Consider the following 13,566-nt stretch of genomic DNA (forward strand, 5'->3'; position numbering starts at 1 on the left):
TTAAAACCAAAAAGACAAATGGATTTTCCGAAACTTGAAACTGAACGATTAATTCTTGATGCTCCAAAAGAAAGTGATTTAGAAAATATAGTGCAAATTTTGAACAACGAAGTTTATTCTAAAAACACGATTAACATTCCGTTTCCTTACACCATTGATAGTGCAAAATTTTGGCTTAATCTTTCAGAAAATGGTTTTAAAAATGAAAATCAATACATCTTCGCAATTCGGTTAAAAGACAGTCAAAAAATAATTGGCGGTATCGATTTAGGCATTGACAAAAATTTTAATAAAGCTGAACTTGGTTATTGGCTTGACGAAAATTTTTGTAACCAAGGTTTTGCAACAGAAGCTGTTATTAAAATTATAGATTTTGGGTTTAAACATTTAAAACTGAAAAGAATTTTTGCAACACATTTTGATTTTAATCCTCCATCAGGAAAAGTTTTAGAAAAATCTGGGATGAAAAAAGAAGGCGAAATGAAAGCCCACACTAGAAAAGGAAATATATACCACAATCATATTTTGTACGCAATTGTGAATGAAAATTTGTAATCTTTTAATTCGGATTTAATCTAAACTTTCTACTTCTAAAACTTGAATAAAACTTGATTTTTTCGTAAATTCGTGATTATCATTACACAAATCATGGCTTACGATTTAGAAAAAGAAAACAAGGAAATCCTTGCCCGATATAAAGATCTGATATCCAATACTTACCGAACGCTCGACGAAGATCAAAACAAATTGATCCGTAAAGCTTTTGATATTGCTTTGGATGCGCACAAAGATCAACGTCGAAAAACTGGCGAGCCCTACATCTACCATCCGATAGAAGTGGCGAAAATTGTAGCCAACGAGATTGGTCTAGGTGCGACAAGTATTGCTTGTGCCCTACTCCATGATGTTATCGAAGATTCGGAATACACTTATGAAGATTTAGAAAAGATTTTTGGAAAGAAAATCGCAGATATTGTCAATGGTTTGACGAAAATATCGGTAATGAACAATCAAAATATCTCGATACAATCTGAGAATTATCGTAAGCTACTTTTGACGTTGTCAGAGGATTTCCGAGTGATTTTGATTAAAATTGCCGACCGTCTTCACAATATGCGTACGCTAGAAAGTATGCGTCCTGACAAGCAACAAAAAATTGCGTCAGAAACTGTGTACATCTACGCTCCGATGGCACATCGTTTGGGACTTTATAACATTAAATCCGAGCTCGAAGATTTATCATTAAAATACAACAATCCGGAAGTCTACAACGAGATTACGAGCAAGTTAGAATTAGCTAAAGAAAGCCGTGATAAATATATCCAAGAGTTTAAAAAAGAAGTTTCGGAACAACTTGATGAAGAAGGTCTCAACTTTACAATAAAAGGGCGCGCAAAAGCGATTAGCTCGATTTATCGTAAAATGTTGAAGCAGAATGTGACTTTCGAAGAAGTGTTCGATAATTATGCGATTAGGATTATTTATAAATCAGATGCTAAAAACGAAAAATTCTTAGCTTGGAAAATTTACTCCATTGTTACAGATCTTTATCGTAGCAATCCGTCGCGTATGCGTGACTGGATTTCGCAATCGCGGTCGACTGGTTACGAGAGTTTGCATTTAACGGTTATGGGACCTGACAAAAAGTGGATTGAAGTGCAAATCCGTAGCGAACGTATGGACGAAATCGCCGAGAAAGGTGTCGCAGCGCATTATCGCTACAAAGAAGGTTACAAAAATAGCGACGACCAAAACTTTGACCGTTGGGTAACCGAAATCCGTGAAGTTCTCGAGCAGCAACAAGATTTATCCACTTCCGAGCTTCTTGATAATATTAAATTAAATCTTTATTCTAAAGAAGTTTTCGTTTTTACGCCAAAAGGTGAAATCAAAATTTTACCAACGGGTGCGACAGCTTTGGATTTTGCATTTTCGGTGCACTCGGACTTGGGTTCCAGATGTCTTGGTGCAAAAGTTAATGGCAAATTGGTGCCAATTAGTTATGTTTTGCAAAACGGCGATCAAGTCGATATTTTGTCTTCTCAGAATCAAAAACCAAAATCGGATTGGCTAGATTTTGTCGTAACATCTAAGGCTAAATCTAAGATTAAAGCCATTCTTAATTCAGAAAAAAATAATCGTACAGCTGAAGGTAAAGAAATCTTGCAACGTAAAATGCGTCATGCAAAACTTAACTTTAACGACGATGAAATTAATAAACTTCAAAAGTTTTTAAACCTTAAAACCTCACAAGATTTGTTCTTAGGTTTCCAAGATGGAACTTATGACATGGGCGACCTCAAACGTTATTTGGAAGGTCGTACACTATTCGGGAACTTATTACAACGTTTCAGAAAATCGCCGACAACTAAGGTTGTTACAGATAATGACACACCAGCGCAAGATTTAGATTTAATTGTCTTCGGAAAAGATGAAGAAAAATTAAACTACAATTTTGCAAAATGTTGTACAGTGATTCCGGGTGACAAAATCTTTGGATTCATCACCATTTCCGAAGGTATTAAAGTCCATAATGACAATTGTCCTAATGCGATTAACTTACGCGCAAACTACGATTATCGTGTGCTAATTGCTAAATGGGTAAATTCTGAAAGTTTCAAAAACAGAATTCAAATCGAGATCGAAGGTCTTGACAGAATGGGAATGATTAACGACATCACCGCGGTGATTAGTAACTCGATGGGAATGGATATGAAATCGATGTCAATTGCTTCTAACGATGGTATTTTTACAGGAACCATCAACCTTGAAGTTAAAAACAAACAACAATTAGAAGATACTTTCAAAAAACTTAAAAATATTAATGGCGTTTCTAAAGTGAAGCGCTTGTAGAAAATAGACAGCATGCAGTTAACCGACTACTTTAAAAAGTTCTTTCACAGCTCACAATCATCTGGCGTTATCCTTATTGTTTGTGTCATTTTTTCACTATTATTAGCAAATTCATCAATCGGACAAAGTTTCCAAAACTTTTTAGATACCGAGATTGGCACCAATCTTTTCCATTTAAAATATCCTATTAGCATTTGGATTAATGACGGATTAATGGCGATTTTCTTCCTTTTGGTAGGGCTTGAAATAAAACGCGAAATTATTGAGGGCGAATTATCTAGTTTTAAAAGTGCGTCGTTACCGATTTTTGCAGCTATTGGCGGGATGGTGGTTCCTGCACTTATTTATTTTTTATTCAATTATGGTACAGAATACGAAAAAGGTTGGGGAATACCGATGGCGACCGATATCGCCTTCTCGTTAGCCATTATCTCGATGTTGGGTAAAAAAGTTCCGCCGGCCGTTAAAATCTTTCTTGCAGCTCTGGCAATTGTAGACGATTTGGGTGCGATTATGGTAATTGCGATTTTTTATACCGATCAACTTCATTGGCTGTATTTAGGGCTTTCTGGCGCTATTATTTTACTCCTTATTGCTCTTAATTATTTTAAAGTTAAGAAACACATTTTCTATATTATTCCAGGATTGTTCTTGTGGTATTTTATGCATCATTCGGGCATCCACGCGACAATCGCAGGTGTACTTTTAGCATTTACGATTCCTACCAACGAATCTAAAACAGAAATATCACCACTTGAAAAGTTGGAGCATCAACTACATACACCGGTTAACTTTATTATTATGCCGATTTTTGCTTTAGCGAATACCAACATTATTTTCAAAACTGGGATGGTTGACGGATTGTTCACGAATTTCGGTTTCGGGATTATTTTCGGGTTGGTTGCCGGAAAAGTTATTGGCATCGGTTTATTTTCGTTTATCGCTATTAAGTCAAAAATCAGTAGTCTTCCACACCACTCGACTTGGCTACACATGATTGGCGCTGGATTTCTTGCGGGCATCGGTTTTACAATGTCGATTTTCATTGCGCTATTATCCTTCAAAGGTAATCCAGAAATACAAGATGAAGCTAAGTTTGCGATTTTGATAGCGTCAGTTTTAGCAGGTGTTATCGGTTATACACTTTTAAATTTAGTTTCAAAAAGGAAGAAGAAAATTGGAAAAGAAAAAGTTGTAATTCAATAATTGTTAATTGTTATTTTTAAATTTTAACAAAGAAAAATGATAGGCGTTGGCAACCCAGCAATTATATATTTGCTTTTTATTTTTTTTAATTATAAGTTGTATAATTTGGCTGGTAATTTCTATCATTAAAAAATATACAGTTGGTAAAATTGTATCGACAATCCTTATTCTTTTGTTTGCGTTTCCGTTTATGGATGATTTTTATAGAAGCGATGAAAGGAAACATAATGTTATAAAAGATTTACAAACTCTCAATCTTCGACTAAATGATAAGTTTAGGATTATTGAAAATTATGAGAGTTATATTCTTGGTGGAAATTTTCAACATTTCAGTATTGAAATATCCAATAAAGACCAAGAAAAAATAATTAATCAAATTATAAATTCAAAAAACTTTCAAGAGAAAAAAAATGAAAACTATGTTTTCATGGATAACGATTACAACGATAATCGAGAATATCTTTTAAACTATAAATATCCGCAATTTTATACACGAAAAATTAAAACTAAAATTGACGGAAAAATCATAGCAATTGACTTAGAAATAGGTTTAAAAGACAATGTTTAAGATACTCAAAATGGGAAAAATAAAAGCATTTAATTATAAAGATAATTTAAAATCTTTAACTAAATATTAATAAAATTTAATCCAAATTTTCAGAAAAAGACTCGGTGGCATCATCATGTACGATCATTTCTTGATTTATGATATTCTCGAGTTTTACTTTTTTAATAGCGAGATTCAGTTCGTTTCCAAGTAACACCAACATCACATTAAGATTGGTCCAAACCATCACCAAAATAATTGATCCAATCGAGCCATAAAGAACGTTGTAACGTGCTATATTCGCAACATAAATAGCAAAGAAATAAGTTAGAACAACAAATAAAATTGTTGTTAAAATTGCCCCTGGAATAGCTTCTGAGAATTTCGTGATTTTAAGACAACCAACCCAATAGAACAACGCCAAAAGAATAAAATAAAACAACGGAAATGAGATAAATCCAATAATCTTGGACAAGTTGTCGACCAGCCAACTGATGTTATATTCTGGTGTGAAGAGTTTTAGAACAACTTCACTGTAATAAATTCCGAAAATCGAAAACAAAACCAATGCGATAAAAGCCAATGTAATCAACATCGCCAACGCATATTCTTTGATAAAACCGCGTTTTAGTTCAGTGTTGTGGTTAAAACCATTGATTAAACTAAATGCGCCATTGGTCCCAAAAACAAATACCAACAAAATGGTCAAATTGCTGACACCTTTCATATTTGGGACAATATTATTTTGGATATAATCGCTGACATCTTGTTGCATGTGCGAGGGAAAAACATTCTCCATCAAAACTTCAAAAATATAGAACTGAAGCTTGTCGTAATGCGGCATATAAGGCAATAGAGAAAACATAAAAAGGATCATCGGGAAGAGACTGAGGAAAAAACTCCATGAGATACTTGCCGCTTGTTTGCCCAAAGGTTTGCTAAAAACACCTGCAAAATAGACCTTCATCATTTGCAAAAGAGAAATGCCCAAACCCGGAATGTGAATACCATCCAGAAAATCTGAAATTTTTGTGATAAATTTGGGTAATTTTTTATCCATAAATTCTTATTGCAAAACAAAGATACTAAATGCGAATTAATTTGCTCTGCATCGGCAAGACCGACGATAAAGAAATTATCAATCTTATCAATTATTATATCCCAAGACTTCCAAAGCATTGGAATTTTAACCTTGTGGAAATTCCTGATGTTAAAAACGTCAAAAACCTAACACCTGACGCTCTCAAAAAAGAGGAAGCCAAACTTTTTAAAAATCATATTGACGCTGGCGAATTGGTTATTCTCCTCGACGAAAAAGGAAAACAATTCACAAGCCGCGAGTTTTCTCAAAAAATTGATTTTTGGATGGGAAGTTCGGTTAAAAAGATTCACTTTTTAGTTGGTGGCGCTTATGGCTTTTCAGATGAGATTTATCAAATGGCCAACGAGAAAATTTCACTTTCAAAAATGACATTTACGCATCAGATGATTCGACTTTTCTTTGTGGAACAAATCTATCGTGCATCAACAATTCTTCAAGGAAAACCGTATCACAACGATTAGATTTTTGTTTTTAAATTTAATTCTTAACAAATCGAAAAGATTGGTGTAAACTTAAATTGATTGTTGTTTTCTGAGGACGATTTTTGTGATTTCGGCAAAGAGTCCACCCGACAAAACACCTACCAAAGCACCAAAAACAACATCCATCGGAAAATGTACACCAAGATAAATTCGGCTGTACGACACTATTGTTGCCCACACAAAAATACAAACTGGTAACCAACGGTATTTGTGCGAGATAAGAAGACTTAAAAAGCTAGCAATAAAAAAGCTATTCGCTGCATGTGACGAGAAAAAACCATATTGTCCTCCGCAAGTTATCATTCTCATTTTTGGAATTAAAGCCTCATCATGACAAGGACGAAGACGCGCAATCCCGTATTTGAAAATGCCAGCAATTTGGTCCGTAAACGTAATTCCTAATGCAATGAAAATCAGAATAAAAATTACAGATTTTGGTTTGTAAGTTTTAAAAACTAAATACAAAAAGATAATGTAAAGCGGAATCCAAACCCATTTGCCAGTTACTAATAACCAAAACGGATCATAAGAAGCATCACCAAGATTGTTGAGATATAAGAGTAAATCTCGGTCTTTGTCTATTAGCTCTAGCATATTAACGACTTACAGGTCCTTCGTGTTCATCACTAAGTTGATCAACTTTGGGCGTTTCTGGTTTTTCGGACTCTAGAGATACTGATTTTTTGATATCATTCATCGGGTTATAATCTTGAACCGATTGTTTAACCTTGTCGATTTCTTTTTTAATTTCGGAAACAGGATTGTCTGCTTCTTTCATTATTTCGGTTTTGATATCGTCGACAGCACCACGCATTTTGCGTACGCCTTGTCCCAAACCACGCGCAATCTCGGGTAATTTATCAGGACCAAATAAGACCACAATAGCCAAGGCTATCATCAGCATTTCACCAAAACTTAATTCCATAGTGCAAACTTACAAAATGTATTGAAATTCAACCAAAAACCTTTGCTTAAATATTTCTTAAATTGGTTGTTGGTTATTAGTTTAAGGTTTAAGCAAAATTAATTCGTAATTCGTAATTCGTAATTCGTAATTCGTAAATCAAAAAAAAAATTACTCTTGCATCGCCTTCTTTTCTCTCAAACGTTTGTTGCGAGCGAAGGTGTAATAAGCGACGAATGCGCTAACACCCATTAATATAAAGCCTAAGAAAAATGGTGCTCCTGCAAATTTGAATGGTGCTTTATCATGCGTGAAATAAAAGAAAATATTCGTCATCAAAGGTGGTCCAATAATCGATGTTAAACTAACTAAACTTGCTAAAGCGCCTTGCAATTCGCCTTGCTCGCTGTTGGGTACCTGTGAAGAAATAACAGATTGCAAAGCTGGTCCACAAATTCCGCCAAGTCCATAAGGCACCAAAAAGGCGAACATCATCCAACTTTCACTTGCAAACGCGAACAGCAACATCCCGACAGAATATAAAATCAATCCGTAATAAATACTTCTTTCGTTACCGAGTTTTGGTTGCAAATATCTTATCAAAACGCCTTGTACCAAAGCTGCCATAACACCAGAAACACCTAAGGAAATGCCGACTAACTTTTCGCTCCAGTTGAATTTATACATCGTAAAAAATGTCCAGTTGGTTTGCATCGCATGACCTGCAATATAAACCAAAACTAAAGCACCGATAAGCCCTAAAAGTTCTGGATGACGTTTTAACCCCATTAACGATCCAATGGGATTCGCACGTTTCCAGTCGAATGGACGTCGATTTTCTTTGGGTAAACTTTCTGGAAGGACAAACAAGCCGTAAAGAAAATTAATCAAACATAATCCTGATGCTGCATAAAATGGAACTCTCGCGCCGTATTGTCCTAAAACCCCACCAATAACTGGTCCGATAATGAATCCTAAACCAAAAGCTGCGCCTACCAATCCGAAGTTTTTGGCACGGTCTTCATCAGTAGACACATCAGCAATGTATGCGCTAGCTGTTGTGATACTCGCCCCCGTAATTCCTGAGAAAATACGTCCAATAAATAACCAAAATATCGTGGGAGCAATGGCTTGAATATAAAAGTTAATTGCAAAACCTAGCAAAGATGCTAAAATAATGGGACGACGTCCAAATTTGTCACTTAGTCCGCCTAAAACTGCAGCGAATAAAAACTGCATCACCGCATATAACGTACTTAACCAACCGCCATAACGTGCAGCTTCACTAACATCAGCGTGGATTAGCTCTTGGATCAATTTTGGAACTACCGGAATGATAATTCCCCAACCCGTGATATCGATTAGTAGTGTTATAAAAATGAAGCCAATTGCGGCTGATTTTTTATTGCTTTTCATACGGCTACGAATTTAGTTTTTTTTTCTTTGTGATTGGCGATTGGTTTTTAGTTTTTGGTTGTCGGTTGTCTAGCAAGATTAATTGATAATGGATAATTGATAATGGATAATTGATAATGCATAATTCTTTAAACTTCTCGATACATTTCGTTACGTGAAACACTCTAAGTGACGAAGCGTGAATTGTAAATCATCATTCGTAAATCCAAAAATGACAATCACAACAAACCCGAATATAAAATTGGATGTGGTTGTTGCGCCCCGGATGGAACGGTCTGTTGGAGCTCTTTTTTTTGGGTGGCTTCGGGACTTCGACTCCGCTCTGCAGCCTCGAAATAGCCACCAAGAAAAAAGCGACTAGCGACAGCCGGAAATGGCGCCCAAATAAAAAGCCTCCAGATGATACTGAAGGCTTTTTTATACTATTAAAAACTAATTTAGTTTTTTACAATTTCTGTGTTGTCTACGCTTGTTTTGCCATGCGGTACTTCTTCTTTCTTCTTACCTTTTAGGAAGTCGTAAGCGGTTGCTGACGAGATAAAAATTGATGAATATGTACCGAAGCCGATACCTACCAATAGACAGAACATAAAGCCTCTTAGGTTTTCGCCACCGAAAATGAAAATTGCAAGAATAACCAAAATCGTAGTGAATGATGTATTGAAGGTTCTACCAATTGTACTCGAAATAGAGTCATCGAATAGACCAGCCAATGTAAGTGCTTTTTTCTCACGAAGGTACTCACGAATACGGTCAAAGACAATTACGGTATCGTTAATCGAATAACCTATTACGGTCAAAATTGCAGCAATGAAATCTTGGTTGATTTCCATGTTAAATGGTGCAATCTTGTAGAATAATGAATAGACACCTAATATAACAATTGTATCGTGGAATAGACCTGCTATGGCTCCTAACGAGAACTGCCACTTGTCGAATCTTACCAAAATATAGATAAAGATCCCTACTAATGATGCTAATACTGCTAAACTACCTCCTGTTTTGATATCGTCGGCTACGGTTGGACCAACTTTAGTGGATGATACAATACCGGCATGGCCTTTATCTGCTGCTTTGAAATCCGCCAAGGTCATGTTAGCTGGAAGATTAGCTTTGACACCTTCGTAGATTTTTTGTTCTACCGTTTGGTCAGCTTTTAAAGATTCGTCATCGATAAGGTAATCTGTTGAGATTTTCAATTGGTTACCACTACCGAAAGTTTTAGCTTCTACTGCTGAGTTTTTACCATCTGCTGTCTGCATAAGTTTTGCAATGCTTGCTTCAACTTTTTCAGCATTAACTGGCTTTTCGAAACGTACAACATAATTACGTCCTCCTGTAAAGTCAATACCGAATTTGAAACCATTAACTGCAATTGATGCAAAACTAATGATCATTAAAATAGCTGAGAAGATATAAGCATATTTACGTTTTCCGATGAAGTCGATCCATACATTACGGAAAGCATTCTTCGTCATTGGCGTCCAAACAGATAGAGATTTACCTTTGCTTAATCTATTGAAGATCATCAACCTTGATAAAAGAACTGATGTGAACAATGTCATAATCAAACCAATAATCAATGTTACTGCGAAACCTTGGATAGGTCCAGTACCAAAGATATAAAGGATAACTGCCGTAATCAAAGTTGTAAGGTGACCATCGATAATCGCAGATAATGCGTGTTTGAAACCGTCTTTGTAAGCTTCTAAAATTGACTTACCACGGAATAATTCTTCTTTTGTTCTTTCATAAATAATTACGTTAGCATCGACCGCCATCGCCATCGACAACACGATACCTGCAATACCAGGAAGTGTTAATGTCGCATCGATAGAGTCCATGATTCCGAAGATGTAGAACAAGTTGATGATCATCGCAATAACTGCGTAGATACCTGCACCACCGTAATAGAATATGATATAAACAATAATAACTGCAAATGCAATAAGGAATGACAGCACCCCTGCTTGGATAGATTCTGCTCCTAATGAAGGACCAACAACGTCAGCTTGTACAATTTTAGCACCTGCTGGCAATTTACCCGCACCTAAAACGTCTGTTAAATCTTTAGCTTCTTGTTGTGTGAAGTTACCAGAAATCTGTGTTCTACCATCTGGGATTACACCTTGTACGTTAGGCGCCGTATATACTCTGTTATCCAAAGTTACAGCAACTGGCTTGTTAACGTTTTTCCCAGTCATTGTTTTCCATTCTTTCGCACCTTTTGAGTCCATTTGCATGTCTACTACGATACGTCCGATTTGGTCATAACTAACGTTAGAACTTTCTACAGCACCATCAACAGGCGCTTTTTGGCTGATATTCCCACGGATTGCATAAAGCACCAAATTGTTAGGATCTTCTCTTTCTGGTTTGTATCCCCACATGAATTGGGTATACTTAATGTTAGTAGGTCTTGCTTTGATAGCAACTTCACTGTTAAGAATTTTGTTAACAATAGCTGTATCTGATAATTTAACATTAGCAACACCGTTAGAACGAAGTGTGTTAATCTGAAGCGCTTTTACTAAATCTGTGTTAGCCTTAACTCCCATAGAATCACTTTTAGCACGAACTAATTGTCCTAACTGCTCGAAGTATGGATATACTTCTGGAACTTGTTGAACTTCCCAAAACTGAAGCTTTGCAGAAGTCGCCAACATTTTTTTAACTCTGTCGATATCTTTAATACCAGGCATCTCTACCAAGATACGTCCAGTACCAGCTACACGTTGTACGTTAGGTTGTGTAACACCCATCTTGTCAATACGTGTACGGATAACCTCGTAAGCTGTACCAACAGATTGGTCGATTTTCTTTCTTACAATATTTCTAACCTGATCATCAGTTGTATTAAATTTGATTTCAGTCAAATTTGTGTTACCGAAGATCTCAGGATCTGCAAGTTTTAGATTAGTACCTTTTTCTTTGTTAACAGCATCAAACTGAGTAAAGAAATCATCAATAAACAACTTTGTTGAGTTTCTTTGTACTTTTTCTGTTCTGTTAAGTGCTTCGATTAACACTGGGTTTGTAGAATAATTAGTTAAATCATTCACCAAATCTCTTTGATTAATTTCCAAAAGCACGTTAATACCACCTTTAAGGTCAAGACCAAGCTTCATTTCTTTAGCTTTTGCGTCTACATAGTTAAGTTTTGTAAAACCTAAATTCAATGTATCCTTAGATAGTCTTGCAATCTCCTCTTGGTATTTTTGTTGGTTATCGCCTGCAACAGCTAGTGCCTCTTTTTCTATTTTGTTGGCATAGAAAGACGGCAAAAGCTCATTAAGACATATAAGTCCTAGTACGATAGCAACTAATGTAACGAGTCCTTTTCCTTGCATTTTCTTACTATATATAATTAATTTAGTCGGCAAATATAATGATTTTCTCTATAAATAAGAATTTGATTTTGTGTAATTATTAACAAATCAGCGTAAAAACCTTAACTTTTTTTTAAGTTAATTTTAATCTTGGCTAAAATGTTTGATAAAATCGAAATCTTTTAAACCTTTGTGAACTCTTTTAGCAAAACAAAAAAAGAGCTGATTTCTCAACTCTTTCCGTTATTCTATTTTATAATTTTTCCTGAATTAAAATCCAATTTTAAAAATTATATCGTCATCGAAAAAATACGGGTTTCGGGTTTGTTACGCATCATTCGAAGGTCAAAAACCATCGCTACATTTCTTGTAAAAGCTCTACCCTTTTCGGTAATTTTTATTTGATGATCTGCAAATTCTACCAAGCCGTCTGCTTCCATTTCTTTCAACATTTCTAATGCATTTTCTAACTCGGGGAAGCTTGTTTGCACATCCCAAGTTGTCTCTAGTTGACACATCAAATTAAGAATATGACGACGAATTGTTAAATCTTCATCATTAAGAATATGACCTTTAACAACCGGAATTTCACCATTTTCAACTTTGGTTTGATACTCTTCCACCGATTTTTCATTTTGCGCAAAAGCATACCAAGAATCCGAAATCGATGACGCACCAAGACCAACCATCAATTGGGTTTTGCTAGACGTGTATCCCATAAAGTTTCGGTGAAGTTTTTTACCAATCAAGGATTGATACAAGTCATCAGATTCTAAAGAGAAATGATCCATGCCAACCTCGATGTAGCCAAGATCTTCAAGAAGTTTTTTCCCGTTTTCGTATTGTTTGCGTTTTTCTTCACCAGATGGCAAATCTTTTTCATCAAAACCGCGTTGTCCAACACCTTTTATCCAAGGCACGTGTGCATAAGAATAAAATGCTAAACGGTCTGGTTTTAACTCCAAAGTTTTACGAATGGTAAGCTCAGTGGTTTCCCAATTAGAATGTGGTAGACCAAACACCAAATCATGCGAAATACTCTGATAGCCAATTTCACGCGCCAATTTCGTTACCTTTTCTACGTTTTCGAAAGGTTGAACTCTGTTAATGGCTTTTTGAACTTTAAGATCATAATCTTGAACACCAAAACTCACTCTTCTAAATCCTAAATCATAAAGTGTCTGCAGATGTTCTTTAGTCGTGTTGTTTGGATGTCCTTCGAACGAAAATTCTTGATGCTCAGCAATTTCTACAGTTTCAAAAATAGAAGACAAAAGTGTTTTCAAATTCTGTGGTGAAAAGAAAGTTGGCGTACCACCACCCAAATGTAATTCTTTAAGAATAGGTTTTTCGTCGAATAATTCTAGGTAAAGTTTCCATTCTTTAATAACAGATTCCAGATACGGAACCTCAACAGAATGCTGCTTCGTAATACGTTTGTGACATGCACAAAATGTACACAATGCTTCGCAAAAAGGTAAATGAATATAAATTGAAATTCCTTCTTTCGCATTAGACTCTTTGAAAGTTCTTATTACACTTTGCTTCCATAATTCTGTAGAAAATGTAGTTTCGTCCCAATACGGAACAGTTGGATAAGAGGTATAACGCGGGCCAGGAATATTGTATTTGTCAACTAATGAAATCATCTTGTCTTCGACATTAAAATTGACTGCAAAGTTACGAAATAGAAGTCAGAGTTAAATATACTTTCCGAAAGCCAAAAA

11 protein-coding genes are annotated in these 13,566 nt (G+C 35.6%); 5 read left to right on the plus strand and 6 right to left on the minus strand.

The features are described 5' to 3' along the window. Positions 1 to 18 precede the first annotated feature (18 nt). The 4 genes from AC23MB_RS04510 (at position 19) to AC23MB_RS04525 (ending at position 4,627) form a co-directional block, all read left to right on the plus strand. Positions 19 to 555: a GNAT family N-acetyltransferase gene (locus tag AC23MB_RS04510; protein WP_487786623.1), complete on the plus strand. Its 537-nt coding sequence runs from the start codon at positions 19 to 21 to the stop codon at positions 553 to 555. 93 nt (positions 556 to 648) lie between these two features. Beyond that, positions 649 to 2,853 carry a RelA/SpoT family protein gene (locus AC23MB_RS04515; RefSeq protein ID WP_487786624.1) on the plus strand — a complete coding sequence of 735 codons (2,205 nt, stop codon included), beginning with the start codon at positions 649 to 651 and terminating at the stop codon, positions 2,851 to 2,853. A 12-nt stretch (positions 2,854 to 2,865) separates the two neighbouring features. Continuing rightward, positions 2,866 to 4,059 carry a Na+/H+ antiporter NhaA gene (gene nhaA / locus AC23MB_RS04520; RefSeq protein WP_487786625.1) on the plus strand — a complete coding sequence of 398 codons (1,194 nt, stop codon included), beginning with the start codon at positions 2,866 to 2,868 and terminating at the stop codon, positions 4,057 to 4,059. Positions 4,060 to 4,249: 190 nt separating this feature from the next. Then, entirely contained in the window at positions 4,250 to 4,627 is a 378-nt protein-coding gene (locus AC23MB_RS04525; RefSeq protein WP_487786626.1) for a hypothetical protein, read from the plus strand. A 76-nt stretch (positions 4,628 to 4,703) separates the two neighbouring features. On the opposite strand, the gene AC23MB_RS04530 is transcribed toward AC23MB_RS04525, so the two are convergent. Further along, positions 4,704 to 5,666 carry a YihY/virulence factor BrkB family protein gene (locus AC23MB_RS04530; protein ID WP_312323717.1) on the minus strand — a complete coding sequence of 321 codons (963 nt, stop codon included), beginning with the start codon at positions 5,664 to 5,666 and terminating at the stop codon, positions 4,704 to 4,706. Between the two features lie 29 nt (positions 5,667 to 5,695). On the opposite strand from AC23MB_RS04530, the gene AC23MB_RS04535 reads away from it, so the two are divergent. Next, positions 5,696 to 6,169, plus strand: coding sequence for a 23S rRNA (pseudouridine(1915)-N(3))-methyltransferase RlmH (locus AC23MB_RS04535; RefSeq protein ID WP_079666326.1), 474 nt, complete (start codon positions 5,696 to 5,698; stop codon positions 6,167 to 6,169). Positions 6,170 to 6,220: 51 nt separating this feature from the next. Here the strand turns inward: AC23MB_RS04535 and AC23MB_RS04540 are convergent, their stop codons facing one another. From AC23MB_RS04540 to hemN, 5 genes are all read right to left on the minus strand, one after another. Next, positions 6,221 to 6,784: a phosphatase PAP2 family protein gene (locus AC23MB_RS04540; protein WP_312322769.1), complete on the minus strand. Its 564-nt coding sequence runs from the start codon at positions 6,782 to 6,784 to the stop codon at positions 6,221 to 6,223. A 1-nt stretch (position 6,785) separates the two neighbouring features. After that, the gene (locus AC23MB_RS04545; protein ID WP_312322770.1) at positions 6,786 to 7,115 is read right to left on the minus strand and encodes a Sec-independent protein translocase subunit TatA/TatB; all 330 of its coding nucleotides are present in this window, start codon (positions 7,113 to 7,115) and stop codon (positions 6,786 to 6,788) included. Between the two features lie 150 nt (positions 7,116 to 7,265). After that, positions 7,266 to 8,510 carry a TCR/Tet family MFS transporter gene (locus AC23MB_RS04550; RefSeq protein WP_487786627.1) on the minus strand — a complete coding sequence of 415 codons (1,245 nt, stop codon included), beginning with the start codon at positions 8,508 to 8,510 and terminating at the stop codon, positions 7,266 to 7,268. Positions 8,511 to 8,947: 437 nt separating this feature from the next. After that, positions 8,948 to 11,860, minus strand: coding sequence for a protein translocase subunit SecD (secD, locus tag AC23MB_RS04555; RefSeq protein ID WP_487786628.1), 2,913 nt, complete (start codon positions 11,858 to 11,860; stop codon positions 8,948 to 8,950). Positions 11,861 to 12,129: 269 nt separating this feature from the next. Continuing rightward, the gene (hemN, locus tag AC23MB_RS04560; RefSeq protein ID WP_487786629.1) at positions 12,130 to 13,488 is read right to left on the minus strand and encodes an oxygen-independent coproporphyrinogen III oxidase; all 1,359 of its coding nucleotides are present in this window, start codon (positions 13,486 to 13,488) and stop codon (positions 12,130 to 12,132) included. Positions 13,489 to 13,566: the final 78 nt, after the last annotated feature.

The organism is Soonwooa sp. T0.1_25 (assembly GCF_057652215.1).

Coding starts and splice junctions, on each gene's coding strand:
- AC23MB_RS04510 (WP_487786623.1), top strand. CDS start 19: ATGGATTTTCCGAAACTTGAAACTGAACGATTAATTCTTGATGCTCCA.
- AC23MB_RS04515 (WP_487786624.1), top strand. CDS start 649: ATGGCTTACGATTTAGAAAAAGAAAACAAGGAAATCCTTGCCCGATAT.
- nhaA (WP_487786625.1), top strand. CDS start 2,866: ATGCAGTTAACCGACTACTTTAAAAAGTTCTTTCACAGCTCACAATCA.
- AC23MB_RS04525 (WP_487786626.1), top strand. CDS start 4,250: ATGGATGATTTTTATAGAAGCGATGAAAGGAAACATAATGTTATAAAA.
- AC23MB_RS04530 (WP_312323717.1), bottom strand. CDS start 5,666: ATGGATAAAAAATTACCCAAATTTATCACAAAAATTTCAGATTTTCTG.
- AC23MB_RS04535 (WP_079666326.1), top strand. CDS start 5,696: ATGCGAATTAATTTGCTCTGCATCGGCAAGACCGACGATAAAGAAATT.
- AC23MB_RS04540 (WP_312322769.1), bottom strand. CDS start 6,784: ATGCTAGAGCTAATAGACAAAGACCGAGATTTACTCTTATATCTCAAC.
- AC23MB_RS04545 (WP_312322770.1), bottom strand. CDS start 7,115: ATGGAATTAAGTTTTGGTGAAATGCTGATGATAGCCTTGGCTATTGTG.
- AC23MB_RS04550 (WP_487786627.1), bottom strand. CDS start 8,510: ATGAAAAGCAATAAAAAATCAGCCGCAATTGGCTTCATTTTTATAACA.
- secD (WP_487786628.1), bottom strand. CDS start 11,860: ATGCAAGGAAAAGGACTCGTTACATTAGTTGCTATCGTACTAGGACTT.
- hemN (WP_487786629.1), bottom strand. CDS start 13,488: ATGATTTCATTAGTTGACAAATACAATATTCCTGGCCCGCGTTATACC.